General features: G+C 70.7%; 15 protein-coding genes and 1 pseudogene. 6 read left to right on the top strand and 10 right to left on the bottom strand.

Annotation, left to right across the window (positions count from 1 at the left end; all coding sequences use genetic code 11):
- Positions 1-3 precede the first annotated feature (3 nt).
- The 6 genes from DEJ01_RS01050 to DEJ01_RS01075 form a co-directional block, all read right to left on the bottom strand.
- Positions 4-876 (bottom strand): alpha/beta fold hydrolase, encoded by an 873-nt coding sequence (locus tag DEJ01_RS01050; RefSeq protein WP_111029705.1) that lies wholly within the window; start codon positions 874-876, stop codon positions 4-6.
- Positions 873-2,669 (bottom strand): ABC transporter ATP-binding protein, encoded by a 1,797-nt coding sequence (locus DEJ01_RS01055; protein WP_111022714.1) that lies wholly within the window; start codon positions 2,667-2,669, stop codon positions 873-875. The genes DEJ01_RS01050 and DEJ01_RS01055 overlap by 4 nt, the downstream gene beginning before the upstream one ends.
- Positions 2,666-3,616: an ABC transporter permease gene (locus tag DEJ01_RS01060; RefSeq protein WP_111091982.1), complete on the bottom strand. Its 951-nt coding sequence runs from the start codon at positions 3,614-3,616 to the stop codon at positions 2,666-2,668. Before DEJ01_RS01060 ends, DEJ01_RS01055 begins: the two co-directional genes overlap by 4 nt.
- Positions 3,613-4,593, bottom strand: coding sequence for an ABC transporter permease (locus DEJ01_RS01065; protein ID WP_017886395.1), 981 nt, complete (start codon positions 4,591-4,593; stop codon positions 3,613-3,615). The genes DEJ01_RS01060 and DEJ01_RS01065 overlap by 4 nt, the downstream gene beginning before the upstream one ends.
- Positions 4,590-6,350 carry an ABC transporter substrate-binding protein gene (locus DEJ01_RS01070; protein ID WP_258366988.1) on the bottom strand — a complete coding sequence of 587 codons (1,761 nt, stop codon included), beginning with the start codon at positions 6,348-6,350 and terminating at the stop codon, positions 4,590-4,592. The genes DEJ01_RS01065 and DEJ01_RS01070 overlap by 4 nt, the downstream gene beginning before the upstream one ends.
- Positions 6,351-6,606: 256 nt before the next feature.
- Positions 6,607-7,707 (bottom strand): LacI family DNA-binding transcriptional regulator, encoded by a 1,101-nt coding sequence (locus DEJ01_RS01075; protein WP_111091983.1) that lies wholly within the window; start codon positions 7,705-7,707, stop codon positions 6,607-6,609.
- Between the two features lie 228 nt (positions 7,708-7,935).
- On the opposite strand from DEJ01_RS01075, the gene DEJ01_RS18010 reads away from it, so the two are divergent.
- Entirely contained in the window at positions 7,936-8,085 is a 150-nt protein-coding gene (locus DEJ01_RS18010) for a hypothetical protein (RefSeq protein WP_155896754.1), read from the top strand.
- Between the two features lie 78 nt (positions 8,086-8,163).
- Here DEJ01_RS18010 and DEJ01_RS01080 read toward each other — a convergent pair whose 3' ends face one another.
- The gene (locus DEJ01_RS01080; RefSeq protein ID WP_239001395.1) at positions 8,164-8,865 is read right to left on the bottom strand and encodes a GntR family transcriptional regulator; all 702 of its coding nucleotides are present in this window, start codon (positions 8,863-8,865) and stop codon (positions 8,164-8,166) included.
- A gap of 98 nt (positions 8,866-8,963) precedes the next feature.
- Between DEJ01_RS01080 and DEJ01_RS01085 the strand changes: the two genes are divergently transcribed.
- Positions 8,964-10,175, top strand: a complete 1,212-nt coding sequence (locus DEJ01_RS01085) for an MFS transporter (RefSeq protein WP_111091984.1) — start codon at positions 8,964-8,966, stop codon at positions 10,173-10,175.
- A gap of 57 nt (positions 10,176-10,232) precedes the next feature.
- Here DEJ01_RS01085 and DEJ01_RS01090 read toward each other — a convergent pair whose 3' ends face one another.
- The 3 genes from DEJ01_RS01090 to DEJ01_RS01100 form a co-directional block, all read right to left on the bottom strand.
- Complete coding sequence (locus tag DEJ01_RS01090) at positions 10,233-11,075, bottom strand: formate/nitrite transporter family protein (protein ID WP_111046203.1); 843 nt, start codon at positions 11,073-11,075, stop codon at positions 10,233-10,235.
- A 111-nt stretch (positions 11,076-11,186) separates the two neighbouring features.
- A complete protein-coding gene (locus DEJ01_RS01095; RefSeq protein WP_111091985.1) occupies positions 11,187-12,353 on the bottom strand; it encodes a Vms1/Ankzf1 family peptidyl-tRNA hydrolase in 1,167 nt (388 codons plus the stop codon).
- Positions 12,334-12,675, bottom strand: a complete 342-nt coding sequence (locus DEJ01_RS01100; RefSeq protein WP_111091986.1) for a hypothetical protein — start codon at positions 12,673-12,675, stop codon at positions 12,334-12,336. The genes DEJ01_RS01095 and DEJ01_RS01100 overlap by 20 nt, the downstream gene beginning before the upstream one ends.
- 208 nt (positions 12,676-12,883) lie before the next feature.
- Here DEJ01_RS01100 and DEJ01_RS01105 point away from each other — a divergent pair, with 208 nt between their 5' ends.
- The 4 genes and pseudogenes from DEJ01_RS01105 (at position 12,884) to DEJ01_RS01120 (ending at position 19,327) form a co-directional block, all read left to right on the top strand.
- Complete coding sequence (locus DEJ01_RS01105; RefSeq protein WP_111029697.1) at positions 12,884-14,242, top strand: extracellular solute-binding protein; 1,359 nt, start codon at positions 12,884-12,886, stop codon at positions 14,240-14,242.
- A pseudogene (locus DEJ01_RS01110) lies at positions 14,239-15,198 on the top strand (carbohydrate ABC transporter permease); the annotation flags it as partial. The gene DEJ01_RS01105 and the pseudogene DEJ01_RS01110, both read left to right, overlap by 4 nt.
- A 152-nt stretch (positions 15,199-15,350) precedes the next feature.
- A complete protein-coding gene (locus DEJ01_RS01115) occupies positions 15,351-16,286 on the top strand; it encodes a carbohydrate ABC transporter permease (protein ID WP_027464914.1) in 936 nt (311 codons plus the stop codon).
- On the top strand, positions 16,283-19,327 hold the full coding sequence (locus DEJ01_RS01120) for a glycoside hydrolase family 2 TIM barrel-domain containing protein (RefSeq protein ID WP_111091988.1): 3,045 nt from the start codon (positions 16,283-16,285) through the stop codon (positions 19,325-19,327). The genes DEJ01_RS01115 and DEJ01_RS01120 overlap by 4 nt, the downstream gene beginning before the upstream one ends.
- The last annotated feature ends 36 nt before the right edge of the window (positions 19,328-19,363 follow it).

A 19,363-nucleotide genomic window follows, 5' to 3' on the forward strand; every position in this document is an offset into this window, starting at 1 on the left:
GAGTCAGTGCTGGCTCAGGAATGCGTCGAAGACGGCGACCGTCCCGAGCGGGTTCTCGACCTGGGGGCCGTGGTAGCTCGCGGGGATGACGACGTACTCGGCGCCGGTCTGCTCGGCCATCGCCCGCTGCCACGGGATCGGCCAGGCGTTGTCCCACTCGCCGTGGGCGACGAGGACCGGCAGGCCCGTGGCGCGCAGGGCGTCGGAGGCGTCGGTGTGGTCCTCGAGGATGTGACCACCGGCGACGACGCTGAGCGGGCTCGTCGCGTCGAACCGGTCGCGGACCATCCGGACGTCGTCGGGCAGCTCCTCGTCGGGCCGGTACGCCCAGAGCGGGTTCGTCGAGTCGAACAGCTGCCGGAGGTTCCCGCCGGTGTCGTGCAGGATCGTCAGCTCGGCGACCTTGCGGTACGGCCACCCGTGCGGCCCGGAGCAGAACTGCACGACGTCGCGGAACGCCGTCGGGTCCTGGAGCGCGGCGGCCCGGACGATCACACCGCCGAGCGAGTGCCCGATCAAGTGCACGGGGGCACCGTCGTCGAGCAGGCGCGCGACCCGGACGACGTCGGCGGCTTCTTCGTCGAGGGAGTAGTCCCGCGGCTCGGTCGGCGCTGCCGAGTCGGCCTGACCACGCCGGCTGATCGCGACCGCGGTCCAGCCGGCGTCGCGGAGGACGGGCAGGAAGGTCCGCCAGTCCTCCTTCGAGCCGGTGTACCCGGGGACGATGAGCACGGTGCCCTTCGACACCCCCTCGGGCACGATCCGGTAGGCCGTGAGCCGCCCGACCGGGACGTCGATCCCGACGACGTCGACGCCGTCCGGGGTGGGCAGGTGCCCGAACGGCGGGACCGTCGGGAAGTCGTGCAGGTTCGTCATGCGCGCAGGGTCCTCCGCGGGTTGGGAACGGCGTCGAGGAGGGCGATCGTGTACGGGTCCTGCGGGTCCTGCAGCACCTGGGCCGTGTGACCCCGCTCGACGACGGCGCCCTCGTGGAGCACCATGATGTCGTCCGTGATGAGCCGCGCACTGAGCAGGTCGTGCGTGATGTAGAGGAGCGAGACGCCCCACTGCTCGCGGAGGTCCTCGAGCAGTGCGAGCACACCGGCGCGCAGCGTCACGTCGAGCATCGAGACCGGCTCGTCGGCGATGATCACCTGCGGGTCGCTCGCGAGCGCCCGGGCGATCACCACGCGCTGCCGCTGCCCGCCGGAGAGCTGGTGCGGGAGCTTCTGCGCGAACTGCTCGACGGGGGTGAGCCCGACCGTCTCGAGCAGCTCGAGCACCCGGCGCCGGGCATCGCGGCCGGTGAGCCCGGTGTAGTTCGCGATCGGCCGGGACAGCGTGTACTCGACCGTGTGCAGCGGGTTGAGCGCCGAGTACGGGTCCTGGAACACCATCTGGACCTCGGAGCGGAGGTCCCGCAGGCCGCGCTTGCCGAGGCGGGCGACGTCGAGGTCCCCGAACCGGACCGTGCCGGTGGTCGGCTTCTCGACGCCGGTGAGCAGCTTCGCGATGGTCGACTTGCCCGAACCGGACTGGCCGACCAGGGCGAGCGACTGCCCGGGCTCGAGGGTGAACGACACGTCGCGCACGGCCTGCACCGGCTGCTCACCGCGGCGGGGAGCCGGGTAGGTCTTCACGATGTGGTCGACGACGATCGGGTTTCGGGCGGCACTGCGCTCGCGGGACCCGACGGTGCTGAACGACGAGGTCGTCTCCTGCCGCTTCTCGCCGGCCTCGGCACGGAGCGAGCGGTCCGGGAAGCCCGGCAGCGACACCACCTCGGCGCGGGGGTCGGCGTAGTGCGACAGGAGCATCTGCGTGTACTCGTCCTGCGGGTCGCGGAGGATCTCGCGGGAGCCGCCGTCCTCGACGATCCGGCCCTCGTGCATGACGAGGACGCGCTCGGTGGCCTCGAGGACGATGCCGAGGTCGTGGCTGATGAGGATCGCCGTGAAGCCCTCGGTGCGCTGGAGCTCGATGATCGTGTCCATCACGGCGTGCTGCACGAGGACGTCGAGCGCCGTCGTCGGCTCGTCGAACACCATGAGCTGCGGCTCGAGCGAGAGTGCCAGGGCGATGGAGACGCGCTGCCGCATGCCGCCGGAGAGCTCCCCGGGGAACCGGGCGAGCATCGACGTCGGCAGCTTCACCTTCTCGATGAGCTCCTTCATCCGGGCGTCCCAGCGGTCGCGCGACACGTGACCGTGCGCCTTGAAGACGTCGATGAAGTGGTTCCGGATGGTGCGCACCGGGTTGAGCGCGTTCATGCCGGACTGCAGCACCATCGCGAAGCCGCCCTGCCGCTGCTGGCGCAGGGCTTCGTCGTCGAGGTCGCGGATGTCCTTGCCCGCGAAGACGATGCTGCCGCCGTTCGTGCGCGCCGGCGGCTTCTGCAGCCGGGTCAACGCGTAGCCGAGCGTCGACTTGCCGGAACCGGACTCGCCGACCAGGCCGACGAACTCGCCCTTCTTCAGCTGGAACGACACGTGGTCGACGGCTTGGACGGCCGTCTGGCCGGCCGATTCGTAGACGACCGACAGGTCGCGGACGTCGAGCAGGACGGAGGCGTCGCCCTGGTCGTGACGGGCGTCGGACCGGAGGCCCGTGGCGGCGCCGGTGGGCGCCTCCAGGCCGTCTGCCGGGTGCGTTTCTGGCAAGCCGCTCATGCGCGCTTCTCCTTACGGGGCCGTGCGCCGTCGCGCAGCCGCGGGTTGGACACGGCGTCGACGCCGAAGTTGATCAGGGTGAGGCTCATCGCGAGCAGCGCGATGCAGAGACCCGGCGCGAAGAGCAGGATCCACTGCCCGGTGAGCAGCGCGTTCGAGTTCTGCGCCCAGTACAGGATCGTGCCCCAGCTGACGATCGACGAGTCGCCGAGTCCGAGGAACTCGAGGCCCGCCTCGGCGAGGATCGCGCTGGTGGCGGCCCCGAAGAAGCTGCCGACGATGAGGCTCGTCATGTTCGGCAGGATCTCGCGGAAGACGATGCGGGTCGCGCCCTCACCGGAGAACTGGGCGGCGGTGACGAAGTCCCGGCCGCGCAGCGACTGCGTCTGCGAGCGGAGCACGCGAGCGCCCCACGCCCAACCGGTCACGACGATGACCGCGATGATCACCGCGATGCCGCCGTTCTGCAGGTAGGCGGCGATGACGATCATCAGGGGCAGACCCGGGATGACGAGGAACAGGTTCACGATGAACCCGATGACCTCGGCGACCCAGCCGCGGACGTAACCCCAGCTGAGGCCGATCGCGACGGCGACGAGCGTGGACAGGATGCCCGCGACCGCGCCGACCATGACCGAGATGCGGGCGCCGTAGATGATCTGGGACAGGACGTCCTCGCCGGCGGCGGTGGTGCCCATCCAGTGGTCGGGCGTCGCGTCGGCGGACCGGGCGAAGCCGTTCTGGCTGGCGCCGTACGGGGCCAGGAGCGGGGCGAAGATCGCGACGAACACGAAGACGCCGAGGATGATGATGCCGATCCGGGCCTTCTTGTTCGACCAGACGACGCCGAACTGGCGGGCGGCGGCGCGCCACTTGGACGGCGCCTGGGCTGCTTCTTCTTGCGTGCGGACTGCGACTGTGGCGTCCGGGGTGGTGGTGTTGGTCATCGACGCGTCCTCGGGTCCAGAACGCCGTACATGACGTCCACGATGAAGTTGGCGATGAGCACCGACACGGTGATCATCAGGAAGAGAGCCTGCATGAGCGGGTAGTCCTGCCCGATGACGGCGTTGAACAGCAGGTAGCCGATGCCCGGGTAGCCGAAGACCTGCTCGACCAGGACCGAACCGCCGACCACGCCACCGAGCGCCAGACCGAAGCCGGTCAGGTTCGGCAGGATCGCGTTGCGGGCCGCGTAGCGGATGGCGACGGTGCGTCCGCGCAGGCCGTTGGCCTCGGCGAAGGTCACGTAGTCGTCACCGAGGGTGTTGATCATCGCGTTGCGCATGCCGATGATCCAGCCGCCGAGGCTCGTCACCAGGATCGTGACCGCCGGCAGCACTGCGTGCTGCAGTGCGTCGCCGAAGAAGGCACCGTTCAGGCCCGGCGTCGTCGTGGCCGAGTAGGCGCCCGTGGTCGGGAACCAGTGCAGCACGTAGCCGAGGAAGAACAGCAGCAGCAGGGCGGTCCAGAAGTACGGGAACGTCGACATGAAGCTGCCCGACAGGGTGGGCAGTGAGTCGAGCCAGGTGCCGCGCTTCCACGCCGCCGCGACACCGATCAGGGTGCCGAGGACGAACGCCAGGATCGTGACGACCCCGACGAGGATCAGCGTGTAGGGCAGGGCCTTCGACACGAGGTCACCGACGGGCTGAGGGTAGAACGTGTAGCTCGTGCCGAAGTCGAGGGTGATGACCTGGTGCAGGTAGCTGACGTACTGGTCCCAGAGGTTGCCGGTCGGCACCCCGAGCTGGGCCTCGATCGCCTTCTTGGTGGCGTCGGTGACCGGGCCGTTCTGGCTGAGCTTCGCGAGTGCGGCGTCGGCCGGGCTGCCGGGCATCAGGCGCGGGAGCACGAAGTTCAGCGTGACCGCGGCCCAGAGGGTCAGGACGAAGAGGACGAGTTTCTGGAGGATGTACTTCACTTCTGGTCCTCCTGCTGCGCGGCGTCCTGCTCCTGCAGGATCTGCTTGCCGGCGGCGCTGTCGCGCAGACGGAGCTTCGTGAAGATGAGCAGCGGTGCCGAGTCGTAGTTCTGCGGTGCCATGTACGGGTCCTTCGCGCTCGGCCAGCCGACGAACTTGCCGGTGTTGAACAGGCCCCAGAGCCCGCCGTAGTACATGCCGATGACGGGGAGCTCGTCGTAGACGGTCTGCTGCAGCTGGTCGAGGATCTCCTGCTGCTTCGCGGTGTCCGTCGTCGCCTTGTACTCGTCGAGGAGCTTCTGGGTGTCGGCGTTCTTGTACCGCTCGTAGTTGTTGACCGTCGACTTGCCGACGGGCTGGTAGAACTCGCTGCTGAGCAGGGAGTTGAACGCCTGGTAGACGTCACCGTTGCCCATGCCGCCCATCGCCATGTCGAACGTGCCGTTGTTGATGTTCTGCTGGTACCCGGCGGGCTGCGGCGCCTGGATCGTCACCTTGATGCCGATGGCCGTCAGTTCGCGGCGGACCTCCTGCGCGGCGCGGAGCCAGTCGGAGTAGCCGTTCGCGGTCATGATCGTGATGGCGAGCTGCTTGCCGTCCTTGACGACCTTGCCGCCCTGCACGGTGTAGCCGGACTTCTCGAGGCTGGCGAGCGCCGCCTTCGTGTCCTGCGTGATCATGCCCTTGTCGGGGATGTCCGGGTTGAGGTAGCGCTCCTGGTTCGGCAGGATCAGGCCGGTCTGGCCCGCCGCCGACAGGTTGCCCTCGGACGCGGTCTCGGCGATGGCGTCACGGTCCAGCGCGAGCGAGATGCCCCGTCGGACGTTGACGTCGTTGTACGGCGCCTTCGTGAGGTTCGGGATGAGGCCGATCACACCGCCGGCCGGGAACCACCACTCGTTCGTCTTCGACGCGGCGCCCCAGGTGCCCTTGACGTCGGAGATGAACGAGTACGCCCAGTCGTAGCCGCGGGTGACGGTGTCGAGCTGCGTGTTCGTCGCCGGCAGGATGAGGTGCTTGATGGCGATCTTGTCGGCCTGCCAGTACTTCGGGTTCTTGTTCATCGAGTACTGCTGGTCGGTGTAGTTGCCGAGGACGAACGGCCCGGTGCCGACCGGGTTCGGGTCGCGCCAGGTCGTCGGGTCCTTCACGCCGCCCCAGTGGTCCTCGCCGAGGATGTACGTCTGCCCGATGATCGTCAGGCTCGGGACGTCCTCGCTCTTGAGGTGGAAGACGACGTGGTCGCCGTCCTGCTCGATGCTCTTGATGTGCTGCCAGGCGCCCTTGACGTCCATGGCGGGGAACTTCTTGAGCAGGTCGAAGGTGAAGACGACGTCCTTCGCGCTGAACGGCGACCCGTCGGACCACTCGACACCCGAGCGGATCGTCATGTCGATCGTCTTCGCGTCGGGCTGGCTCCACGCGCTGGCGAGCCACGGGTTGCGCTTGCCGTCGAGGGGGTTCACCTCGATGAGGGGCTCGTACATCCACTTGGAGGCCGTGCGGGCGTTCGCGATGTACGGGTTGAAGTTGCGGTCGAACAGCGGGTTGCCGCGGTCCGCGTTGATGAGCATCGTGTCCTTGCCGATGGTGGGATCGGGTTCGGATCGGACCTGGATGCTGCAGCCGGTGGCCACGAGGGCCACTGCGGCGAGGCCGGCGATGGCCGCGACGAGGCGGCCTCGACGGCGGGGGCCTGGGTCACGCGTGCCGCGCGTGCGCTGTGGGGGAAGCGTCATTGCTCGGTCGACCTCCATGTCGATTCGGTACGTGCTCAATGTATGCGCTTACATCGTGGCGTGCAACTGCGGGTGTTGTTTCGCGGGGCGGCACGGTGCGAGGTGCGCCGACTGGTGCGAGGTTGCGGTCCTGAGGGAGGGCGGCGCACGGTGCGAGGTGCGCCGCCTGGTGCGAGGTTGCCCGCTCTGTGCGCTGCTACGGGCTCGAACGGGGCGCGGAAGGTCGCACGGGATGCGGAAGGCCGCACGGTGCGACCTCGCGATGACACGCACGCTACAGCGCGGGCGGGCAGCTCTCGCGCAGCAGCACCTCGACGGGCAGGCGCACGGCGCGCGGCGGCCCCTCGCGACGCTCGAGCCGGTCAACGATCGCCAGGACGGCAGCGCGCCCGAGCGCGCCCATCGGCTGGTGCACCGTCGTCAGGCGCGGCGACGAGAACCGGCCGGCGTCGATGCCGTCGAACCCGGTCACGACGAGGTCCTCGGGCACCCGGAGCCCCCGGGCAGCGGCGGCGTCGAGCACCCCGAGCGCAGACTGGTCGTTCGAGCAGACCACGGCGCGCGGGACGTCGTCGGCCAGCAGCGACACCGCGAGCTCCCGCGCCCGGGCCCGCCCGAAGTCGCCGTGCACGGTGCGCACCGCCGAGGCCGGCACCCCGTGGTCGGCCAGCGCCGCGCGGAACCCCGCCGAGCGCTCCATGTCGTCGGGCGAGTCGATCGGCCCCGCCACGTACGCGAGGGACCGGATCCCCAGGCGCCCGATCACGTGCGACGCCAGGGTCCGCATGCCCGCGGCGTTGTCCACGCTCACCGAGTCGAACCCGTGCGAGCGCCGGTCGTCGGCGAGCACCACGACGGGGATGCGGCGGGCGACGTGCTCGAGCAGGTCGTCGGGCACCGTCTGCGCCAGCACGGCGAGCCCGTCGACCCGGCCGGCGACGTCGTTCACGATGACGTCGCGCGACGAGCCCCGCCCGGCGGCGACCATGAGCGCGAGCCCCCGCTGCCAGGCCTCGGTCTCGGCACCGCGCAGGACCTCGTCGAAGTACAGGTTGGACGAGAACGGCTGCGTCACGTGGCGCCGGTCGTCGACCACGCGGACGCCGCCGTCGGTGACCAGGTCCGGCCGCTCGTCGGGCACCACGTCGAACCCGGGCAACAGCAGTCCGACGACGCCGGTGCGCTTCCCTGCGAGGGCCCGGGCGTTGCCGGACGGGACGTACCCGAGGCTCCGGATCGCCGCCTGCACGCGGCCCCGCGTGCCCTCGCGGACGGCGTCGGGCGTGCGGAGCACGCGCGAGACGGTGGCGATGGAGACGCCGGCCGCAGAGGCGACGTCGTAGACCGTGGGAGGTGCGGTGCGCTGGTCGGCCAACCCGTGCCTCCCCTTCGACGTCCGCTGGTGCCGCGCCTCGCGCTGTGCGGCCGGACCATCCTAGGCATGCCGTGTGCCGGGAGTTCTCCACACGGTGCCGGAAACGCTTGCGGGACAGCGGGGGTCGCGCGACACTGTTCCGACCTCAGTACGTCCCGTGAGGAAGCGCACCAGCGGGCCGCGTGCCCGCACCGATCAGGTTGCCCACACACAGGGGAAGGACACGACATGTCACAGTCGACACGTTCCGGGAGCAAGCTCGCACTCCGCGCGAGCCACGACGAGGCCGAGGTGCGCGACGCGCTGCTCGAACGCACGGATTCGATCCGCACGTTCGACGACCTCGACGCACCGCAGGAGACGACGGACCTGCGCTAGCGGCTCGCGCCCGGCCTCCCCCCGGACACGGCCAGGAGGCCCGGGCAGCGCCCGCAGACCGCTCACGTCCGCGGGCACTCAGCGCTCGGTCGCGCCCACGATCGTCATGCCTGCCCCGCGCAGGCGTCGGCGCTCCTGCGCGATCCAGCTGAGGAGCCGGTCGTTCGTGCCGGCGACGTGCGCGGCGACGAGGTCCGCTGCGCGGTCCGCGTCGCCATCGCGCACGGCGTCGATGATGGCGCTGTGCTCGTCCCACGCGGCGTCGCGCGCCTCGGGCGTGCGGACCTCGATCCAGCGTGTGCGCTCGAGCCGCGTCAGGGCGTCGGCGATGGCGTCGGTGACGAACCGGTTGCCACCGAGCGCGGCGAGGTCGAGGTGGAACGTCGACCCCATGCGGATGCCGGCCTGCTGGTCGGGGGTGGGCTGGAGCGCGTCGAGGTGCCCGCGGACCTCGGCCAGCTGCTCGGGGGTGGCACGCTGGACGGCCAACCGGACGGCAGCGGGCTCGAGGATGCCGCGGAGTTCGGCGAGCGAGGCGATCTCGTCGAGGTCGATCGGGGTGACCGTCCACGAGCGGCCCTCGTGCAGGATGAGTCCCTCGCGCTCGAGCCGCGACAGTGCGGCGCGGACCGGCGTGCGCGAGGCGTGGAACCGTGCCTCGAGCCCGCGCTCCGAGATGCGCTCCCCCGGTGCGATGTCGAGGGTCAGGATGGCCGCGCGCAGGTTGTCGTAGAGCTGGGCCGTCTGCGACACGGGCGCGGCGTCGGTCGTGTCGGTCACGGCGGACAAGCCTAGCGGCGTGACGGCGGGAATGGTATACCGTTCTGGTATACCAATCCGTTCCGCGATGGAACGACGACGAACGGCCGAGACCACCCATGCCCACGACCGACGCCCCGCAGCGATCCACCACGACGCCGCCGGTCTCCGCCCGCGCCTGGACGATGCTCGCCCTCGGGGTCGCGGCCCAGGCGGCGGGGACACTCGTCGTGTCCGCGCCGGCGCTCCTCATCCCCCACCTGCTCAGTCGCGGCACGTCCCTGCCGGCCGCCGGGGTCCTCGCGGCCGCCCCGACCTTCGGCATGGTCCTGACGCTCATCGCCTGGGGCGCGATCACCGACCGGTTCGGCGAGCGCGTCGTCATCGCCGGCGGGCTCGTGCTCACCACGCTGGCCGTGGTCGGCGCCTGGCTCGCTGCGGGCGACCCGGTGCTGCTCGGGTTGGCGTTCCTGGCCGGCGGGATGACGAGTGCCTCGACGAACGCCGCGAGCGGTCGGGTCGTGGTGGGGTGGTTCCCGAAGGAGCGCCGGGGGCTCGCGATGGGCATCCGGCAGATGTCGCAGCCGCTCGGGGTGACGCTCGCGGCGGTCACGGTGCCGCAGCTCGCCGAGGGCTCCGGGATCCGCGCGGCCCTGGTCCTGCCGATCGTGCTGTGCGCGGTGCTCGCCGTCTGCTGCGCGATCGGGATCGCCGACCCGCCACGCCCTGCCCGGGCCACGGTGGCGACGACGGCGACCGCGAACCCCTACCGGTCGAACGGCTTCCTGTGGCGGGTGCACGCGGTGTCGGTCCTGCTCGTGGTGCCGCAGTTCACCCTGTCGACGTACGGGCTCGTCTGGCTCGTCGGCCTCGGCTGGTCGACACCGGCGGCCGGGCTGCTCGTCGGCGCCGCGCAGTTCGTCGGGGCGATCGGCCGGATCCTGGTCGGTGGCTGGAGCGACCGGGCCGGATCGCGCGTCGGCCCCCTGCGCATCGTCGCGGTGAGCGCCGCGGTGGTGATGGCGGTGCTCGCGGTCGTCGACGCGACGCACCTGGCCGGGGCTGCGGTGTTCCTGGTGCTCGCGACGAGCGTGACGGTCGCCGACAACGGGCTGGCGTACACGTCGGTCGCCGAGGCGGCGGGGCCGTTCTGGTCCGGCCGGGCGCTCGGGGCGCAGAACACCGGGCAGTTCATCGCGGCGAGCGCCGTCGGTCCGGGCATCGGGGCGCTGGTCGGTGCGCTCGGGTTCGCGGCGTCCTTCGGCATCGTGGCGGTGCTCCCGCTGCTCGCGGTCCCGCTGGTGCCCCGACGCGACCGCTCGCACGACTGACCGTCCGCACGACGCAACGCGATCGACCCCGTCGGTCGGCTCCGCCCGTCGCGCTCGTCACCCCTGTTCGTGGTCCGCACGCTCGGGGTCGTCCTGGGAGTCCCGGCGGCGGTCCTGCATGAGCTCCTTCGTCCGGAGCAACCGCAGCGCCGTCACGAGCACCAGCCCGCCGAGGACGTTGAACAGCAGCGTGTACCCGAACCAGCCGAGCCACTGCCCGGAGGTGATGTCCGCGCCCGACTGGATCGCCCCGAAGACGAGCAGCGAGTCGAGGATCGAGTGGAAGAGCTGCAGCCCGGCGAGCAGGAAGCCTCCGGCGACGGCGGCGACGAGCTTCGCGGGGTCTGAGTCGGTGCCCTGCTGCATCCGCGTCATCAGGGTGATGGTGCTGCCGCCCAGGACCGCCAGCACGATGCTCTGCAGTCCGAACGGTGCGTCGACGTAGTGGTGCGCCGATTCCGAGAGCGTGGCGTGCCACTGCGGGAACGCCTGGACGACGAGCCACATGAACACCCATCCCCCGGCCAGGTTCGCCACGAGGGTGCCGCCCCACAGTCGCACGAGCTGCAGCACGGTCCCCTCGCGGGCGACCACGGCCGCGACCGGCATCAGGAAGTTCTCGGTGAAGAGTTCGCTGTGCGCCAGGTGCAGCGCGATGAAGCCGATGCCGAAGGCCAGCCCGGCGAGCAGGTGGCTGTCGGTCTCGGTGAGCACCGCGAGGTACGCCATCACCCCGAGACCGACCTCGAGGCCGCCGAAGAACCCCGTGACGAGGACGGCCCGGGTCGTCCGTTGCAGCCGCTCCGCGCCCTCCTCGATGGTCGCGTCGAAGGACTCCGCGAGTTCGTCCTCCACGGGTGCGTCGCTGGTGCCGAGCTCACGTCGGCGGTCGTCGGTCATGGCCGGGACGCTATACGCGGCCGTCGTGGCGGCCCGCAGGATCGCGCCGAGACGGACGGGAGGCCCGGTACCAGCTGGTACCGGGCCTCCCGTCCGTCGTCCGGTCACCGCTCAGGCGGCCGGCACCGCCGGTCCCACCGGCCACCGCAGCAACGCCGCGGCGGGCGCGCCGTTCGGCAGCGACGCGGCGTTCACGAGCAGCAGCTCCGCGTCGGTGAGGGCGACCGCCCGGACGATCGCGCACACGGCCGGGACCGGTCCGATGACCGGTGCACCCGCCGCCTGCTCGGGTGCCGTGGCGATCCACGGCACCGCTCCCAGCGCGAGCAGGGTGCGGTCGCCGATCGCGGCGGCGTCGATCGCGACGACCGACGCCTGCGCCTGCTGCAGCGCCTCGACGACGGAACCGAGGCCGTTGACCGTCTGGTTGTCCCCGCGGCCGACGTGGGTGCGGAGCAGGTCCTCGAAGTCGTGCCGGCGGGTCGCGATGACCCGGGCGAGCGCGATGTCGACGTGCTCGACGAGCGCGGTCTCGGACGCGTCCGAAGCCCGGGTGTCGACCGGGACCTCGGAGACGACGGCTCGAGCCTCTGTGGACAACTGGTCGAGCAGGAGCCCCCGTGCGCGGATGTCCCCCGCGACCACGATGAGCTTCGGCTGCAGCCGTCGGAAGGCCTCGTCGACGGACGTGGCGACCTCGTTCTGGTTGTCGCGCCAGATCTCCTCGGTGTGGTGCTGCCACCGCAGGTGCGACCAGCCGCCGCCCTGGAACTTGTGGAGCGTGTCGGTGCGGCCCTGCACGCGCTGCTCGTCGCGACGGTCCGGCACGTCGGGGTGGCCCAGGCGGTAGGCGCGGTAGCCACCACCTTCGCGACCGACCTCGACGATCAGGAACGGCAGGTCGAGCGGCCGGTGTGCCAGGAGCGGCAGCAGGTCGGGCACGGGGTCGTGGCCGATCGACGTCGGGGCGTGCATCGCCCCGGGCAGGACCTCGCTGAGCACGAGTTCGCCGTCGTGCACGAGCACGTACCGGCTGACCGGCGCCGGCACCCCGGGCGTCTCCTCGAGTTCGGCCATCACGGTGTCGATGACCTCGGCGTCCGCCCCGGCCGACCGCAGCACGTCCTCGGCCTTCCGACGCTGCAGGGCGGCGAGGTGCTGCGGGTCCTCACGGTCACCGGACGCGTCGACGTAGGCCCACGTCCACGTGCCCCCGCGCTTCAGGCGTTCGGCGATGCCGGACTGCAGGTGCGGCGCGTCATTCTGCGTCAGAGCCATCGGTGCTGCCCTCCCCGGTCTCGGTGCGGTACACGGTCGCGTCGGCTCCGTCGCCCTCGCCGGTCGGCAGCGGGTCGGCACGGTCGGCGTCGTCCTCGGGGAGCACGTCGGTGGTGTCGTCCTGCAGCTCGCCCTCGAGCTCGCCGTCGTAGCCCGACGCCGCGAGGGTCTCCGGGCCGTCGGTGTCGTCGGGGACCGGCTCGGACTGCCGGAACTCCTCGACGTGGGCGTTGCTGCCGTGCCCCTGGACGATGCTCTGCGCCTCGTGCGCGAGCTGCTCGTCGAGTTCGGGGCGATGGGTGGTGTTCCCGCGTTCGGTCATCGCTTGTCCTCCCGGTCGTGCCACCGGCGGCCTTCGCCGTCCGGGGCGTCGGTGTCTGCTCTGTGACCCCACGGTCCGCGCCCGGGCCTGGGGCCGTTCCAAGGTGCGCCGGGAACGCGCAGTGTCGGTACGGTCACGAAACCACAACGGCGTTCGGTTCTGTGATTGGGTGTCGACAACCCCGATCAACGACGAACGGAGTGCGGCAATGGCGCCACGACCACGACCCATCACGAGACGACACCTGTTGGGCTTCGGCCTCGGCACCGCGGCGGCGGGACTCCTCGCCGGCTGTGCGGTCCCGGGCTCGACCAACGTCAACAAGGCGGCCCTCGTGCCCGCCGCGGCCTCGGGTGAGACCGTCCAGCTCACCTACTGGGCCTGGCTCAAGGACCTGCAGAAGGTCTGCGACGTCTGGAACAGGACACATCCGGACATCCAGGTGTCGGCGAACTGGATCCCCGGCGGCAACAGCGGCGGGTACCAGAAGATGTACTCCGCGCTCGCGGCCGGCGGCGGCCCGGACATCGGGCAGGTCGAGCTCCGGCAGATCCCCGAGTTCATGCTCGCGAACGGCCTGGTCGACCTGGCCCGGTACGGCGCGAAGGACTTCGAGTCGAAGTACGACGAGGCCGCGTGGGCGCAGGTGTCGTTCGTCGACGGCATCTACGGCATCCCGCAGGACACCGGCCCGATGGGGTTCTACTACCAGACCGCGATCCTCGAGCAGGCCGGCGGCGAACCCCCGACGACGTGGGACGAGTGGCGTGACCTGGCCGACAAGGTCCGGAGCACCGGGAAGCAGAACTACCTCGAGGTGTTCCCGGTCGCCGACGCCTCACCGTTCGCCGCGTACGCGCAGCAGGCCGGCGCGCGCTGGTTCAAGGTCGACGGCGACGAGTGGGTCGTCGACATGACCGACGACAAGACCCTGATGGTCGCGGACTTCTTCGACGGCGTGATCGACGACGAGCTCGTCGACACGAGTGCCGGCGCGTACTCCCCCGGGTGGTACGCCGCGGCCGCGAGCGGCAAGATCGCCGCGGTCACGAGCGCGAGCTGGGGTGACGCCCTGATCGAGTCGGTGCAGGGCGGCGAGGGCAAGTGGAAGGTCGCCCCGATGCAGAAGTGGGGCGCCGACGGCTTCGGCTCGAGCGCCATCGGCGGTTCGACGGCCGCGGTGCTGGCGAACGCGAAGCACCCGAAGGAGGCGCTCGAGTTCATCACGTGGATGACCACCTCGAAGGAAGGCATCGACGCGATGATCAAGCACTGCGGCATCGGCTGGTCGCCCGCCGTCGACTACATCGGGGCGCAGCGCGAGAAGCCGTCGAAGTGGTTCTCCGGCCAGAACTACAACGAGGACGTCTTCGTGCCGGCCTCGAAGGAGCAGAACATCGACTGGTCGTGGTCCCCGGTGACCCAGTCGGCCTTCACCAGCCTGCAGAACCAGTTCCGCCGCAAGCTCACCTCGGGCCTGAAGCTCAGTGACGCCGTGGAGCTCGCACAGCGGGAGATCGTCCAGTCCTTCAAGGACAAGGGCCTCAGCGTCAGGACGGCACGATGACCCAGCAGACCACCACCCCACGGTCCACCGGCCGACCGGCCGGCGGCACGCCCGCGTTCCGCACGAGCACGAAGGCCACGAGCGCGCAGAAGCGTGCCCCGTGGATCCTGCTCGCCCCGTTCCTTGCCCTGTTCCTGCTGACGTTCGTCATCCCGATCATCAGCGCCCTGTTCCAGTCGTTCACCACCGTCGACCGCGAGGGCCTGTTCGGCGAGGACGGCGTCGTCGGCCGGTTCGCCGGGTTCGACAACTACGCGATCGCCCTGCAGGACAGCGGGTTCGTCGCCTCGATCGGCCGCATGCTGCTGTTCGGCATCGTCCAGGTCCCGGTGATGATCATCGCCTGCACGATCCTCGCGCTGCTGCTCGAGTCGGCGAGCGCCCGCTGGCCGGGCTTCTTCCGGGCGATCTACTTCATGCCCTACGGCGTCCCGGGCGTCATCGCCACGATCCTGTGGTCGTTCCTGTACGTGCCCGGTCTGTCGCCGATCGTGTCGCTGCTGCAGTCGATGGGGCTGCAGCCGGACTTCCTCGGCGCCAACAGCGTGCTCTGGTCGATCGCGAACATCGTCACGTGGACGTACACCGGCTACAACATGCTCATCATCGTGGCGCAGCTGAAGTCCATCCCCGGCGAGGTCTACGAGGCCGCCAAGGTCGACGGCGCGAACGCGTTCCAGGTCGCGTGGCGGATCCAGATCCCGCTCATCGCACCGGCCCTGGTGCTCACGACGGTGTTCTCGATCATCGGCACCCTGCAGCTCTTCGCGGAGCCGCAGATCCTGTCGACGGTCGCCCCGGCGATCGACACCGAGTACACGCCGAACTACGCCGCCTACACGAACGCGTTCGCGTTCAACGAGTACGGCGTCGCGAGTGCGCAGGCGGTCATCATCGCGCTGGCCGCGTTCATCCTGTCGTTCACGTTCCTCGCGCTGACGAACCGACCACCCAAGGACGAACGCGACCGACGCAAGCGCGCACGGCGCGACGGCCGGGAGGCCCGCACCGCGCTCCAGACGCGCGCTGCGACGGGCAGCACGGTCACCACCCAAGCCGACCCAGGCCTCCAGGCCGGTCGCGTCGCGACCACCGAAGGGACTGACCGATGACCAGCGAAGCCATCGAAGCGCCGGCCACGGCGAAGACCGCCGTCCCGGTCGACACCACGTCGATCTCGGCGCACCAGCGACGGAAGCTCGACCGGTCGCCGCGCTCGCAGATCGTCGTGACGGGGATCCTCGTCGTCGTCGCGCTGTACTTCATCGTCCCGCTGTACTGGGTCGTCATCGCCGCGACGAAGACCACGGGCGCGCTGTTCTCGACCAACGGGTTCTGGTTCGGCGGCGAGTTCGCGCTCTGGAGCAACCTGCAGCAGGTGTTCACCTACGACGGCGGCATCTTCGTCCGGTGGATCGCGAACAGCATCCTGTACTCCGGCGTCGGTGCCGTCCTGGCGACCTACTTCGCCGCTGCCGGCGGGTACGCGCTGGCGAAGTACGACTTCCGGGGACGACAGTTCGTGTTCGGCACGATCCTCGGCGGCGTGCTCGTGCCGGGGACCGCGACCGCACTGCCGCTGTTCCTGCTGTTCTCGTCGATGGGCCTGACCGACACGTACTGGAGCGTGCTCATCCCGAGCCTGGTGTCACCGTTCGGGCTGTTCCTGTGCCGGGTGTACGCCGCCGCGTCGGTGGACACCACCCTGCTCGAACAGGCACGCATCGACGGGGCCGGTGAGCTGCGGATCTTCCACACCGTGGTGCTCCGGCAGATGACCCCGGCGCTCGTCACCGTGTTCCTGTTCCAGGTGGTCGGGATCTGGAACAACTTCTTCCTGCCGCTCATCATGCTGGCAGACCAGAAGCTGTACCCGATAACACTGGGTCTGAACAACTGGCGCTCGCAGGTCGACCGCCTGCCGGAGTTCTACCAGCTCACCACCGGCGGGGTGCTCGTCTCGGTCATCCCGCTCGTCATCGCCATCATCGTCCTCCAGCGCTTCTGGCGTGGAGGCCTCACGGAAGGATCGGTCAAGGGTTGACCCACTCCGCACTCTCGTCCACCGCACCCGGCTCCGACTCGCGGCTGGCACCCCGTGCCTGGCTGCACACCGACGCCCCGTCCCTGTCGCTGAACGGGGACTGGCGGTTCCGGTGGTCGCCCGTCGCCTCGGTCTCCGAGGACTTCGCGACCGAGGGTGGGGAGGACGACGACCCGGCCTGGGGCGAGCTCCCGGTGCCGTCGCACTGGGTGCTGCACGGGCGCGGCGCACCGAGCTACACGAACCTGCAGTACCCGTTCCCGATCGACCCGCCGCACCCGCCGGAGGAGAACCCGACCGGTGACCACCGCCGCACCTTCGAGCTGCCGTCGTCGTTCGACGGCGCCGGCCGGGTGCTGCTGCGGTTCGACGGGGTCGAGTCACACTTCCGGGTGTGGCTGAACGGGACGCTCGTGGGGTGGTCGACGGGCTCGCGCCTGGCGACCGAGTTCGACGTCACCGAACTGGTGCACCCGGGGGCGAACGAGCTCGCGGTCCGGGTGCACCAGTGGTCGGCGGCGTCCTACCTGGAGGACCAGGACCAGTGGTGGCTACCGGGCATCTTCCGTGACGTCACCGTGCTCGCCCGGCCCACGGCACCGATCGACGACGTGTTCGTCCAAGCCGGTTGGCGGGCGACGCTCGGCACGGCCGCCTCGGCGGGCACCGCGGCGTCGGGACGGCCGGAGACGGGGACCGGCACGATCACGTTCCCGACGCTCGACGCGGTGTTCCCGGTGCGGTTCACGGTGCCCGACCTGGGCGTCGACGTGACCTGGGCCACGGCGGACGACGTCGCGCCGATCGAGGTCGAGGGTGTCGAGCCGTGGAGTGCCGAGCTGCCGAAGCTGTACGACGCGACGCTGTCGACCGGTTCCGCGGGGGGCGGCTCGGGCGGTGGCGCCGGTGGTGAGACGGTGTCGCTCCGGCTCGGGTTCCGCACCGTGTCCATCGTCGGCGACCGGTTCCTGGTGAACGGCGAGCGCGTGGTGTTCCACGGCGTGAACCGGCACGAGACCCACCCCGTGCGCGGCCGGGTGTTCGACGAGGAGCACGCCCGCGCCGACATGGCGCTGATGAAGCGGAACAACGTCAACGCCATCCGCACCTCGCACTACCCGCCGCACCCCCGCGTGCTCGACCTGGCCGACGAGCTCGGGTTCTGGGTGATCCTGGAGTGCGACCTGGAGACCCACGGGTTCCTGTTCACCGACTGGGTCGGCAACCCCTCCGACGACCCGGCGTGGGCCGAGGCCTACCTCGACCGCATCGCCCGCACCGTCGAGCGCGACAAGAACCACGCGTCGATCGTGATGTGGTCGCTCGGCAACGAGTCGGGCACCGGCCGGAACCTCGCGGCGATGTCGCAGTGGGTGCACGACCGCGACGCCGAGCGCCCCGTGCACTACGAGGGCGACTACACGGGCGAGTACACCGACGTCTACTCGCGGATGTACCCGACGCTGCAGGAGACCGAGTCGATCGGCGGCGGCACCCCGACGCCCCTGCTCGGCTGCGGCCCGGCCGAGGCCGCACGGCAGCGGTCGAAGCCCTTCATCCACTGCGAGTACGTGCACGCGATGGGCAACGGCCCCGGGCAGATCGCCGAGTACGAGGCCCTGGTCGACCGGTACCCGCGGCTGCACGGCGGGTTCGTGTGGGAGTGGCGGGACCACGGCCTGCTCGCGAAGACGCCCACGGGCGAGGACTACTACGCGTACGGCGGGGACTTCGGCGAGGTCGTGCACGACGGCAACTTCGTGATGGACGGCCTGGTGCTGCCCGACGACACCCCGACACCGGGGCTCGCCGAGTTCGCCGCCGTCGTGGCCCCGATCCGGCTCGCGGTCTCGGACACCACGGTGCTGGTCGAGAACCGGTACCACTCGGCCTCGACCGCCGGGCTCCGGCTGTGCTGGACCCTGTCGCGGAACGGCGTCGTCGAGGCCTCGGGGCGCCTGTCCACGGGCATCGTCGCAGCACGTGAGTCGGCGACGGTCCCGGTGCCCTCCGAGGTGCTCGACGCAGCCACGTCCGAACTCGCACCCGGCGACGAGCTCTGGTTCGACCTGACCGTGGAACTGGCGGGGCCGACCGCGTGGGCGGACACCGGCCACGTCGTCGCACGCACCCAGCGGCTCGTCGCGGCGCGCGCGGCGGACGCACCACGGGCCTCCCGGCAGGGGTGGGACGGCGACCACCTGGGTGACGGCACGTTCAACGCCCGTGGCGACCTGGTGTCGTGGAAGGGCCACGAGGTCGCCGGGCCCCGCCTGGAGCTCTGGCGTGCACCGACGGACAACGACAGTCTGGCGTCACAGGGCGGCTACGAGACCGCGGACCCGGTGCTCACGCACGGGGCCGGTGACCCGACCGCTCCCCCGTCTGCGACGCGCTGGCGCGACCGAGGGCTGGACCGGCTGACGCACCGGCTGGTGTCGGTGTCGCGCACCGACTCCGGTCTGGAGCAGCGCGTCCGCGTGGCGGCGGCGAACAGCGGGTGGGGCCTCGAGGTCACGCACCGCTGGACCCTGACGTCCGGCGGGCTCGTGCTGCAGACCGACGCCGTGCCGTTCGGCGCTTGGGACGTCACGTGGCCGCGGATCGGGGTGCGGTTCGACCTGCCGGCATCGCTGGCGGATGGGGACGCGTCCTGGTTCGGGACCGGACCGCTGGAGTCGTACGCCGATTCCTCGCACGCTGCCCGTGTCGGCCGGTTCACCGCGCCGGTGCGCTCGCTCGGGGTGGAGTACTCGCGGCCGCAGGAGACCGGGCACCGGCCCGACCTGCGGGAGCTGTCCGTCGGGCCGTTCACGGTGTCGACGGTCGGGTCGCACCGTGCGGGGTTCACCCTGTCGCCGTGGACCGCACAGCAGATCGACCGCGCCGAGCACCCGTACGAGCTGCCGACGTCCGACCACCTGTACCTGTACCTCGACGCCGCGCAGCACGGGCTCGGCAGTCGGGCGTGCGGGCTCGACGTGCTGCCGGAGCACCAGCTCTGGCCGCAGGCGTTCAGTTGGAGCGTGCTGCTGGGCTAGGCGGTCACGCGCAAAACACCGGTGTTCGCACGTTGC

This window comes from Curtobacterium sp. MCLR17_040 (assembly GCF_003234735.1).
GTDB lineage: Bacteria > Actinomycetota > Actinomycetes > Actinomycetales > Microbacteriaceae > Curtobacterium > Curtobacterium flaccumfaciens.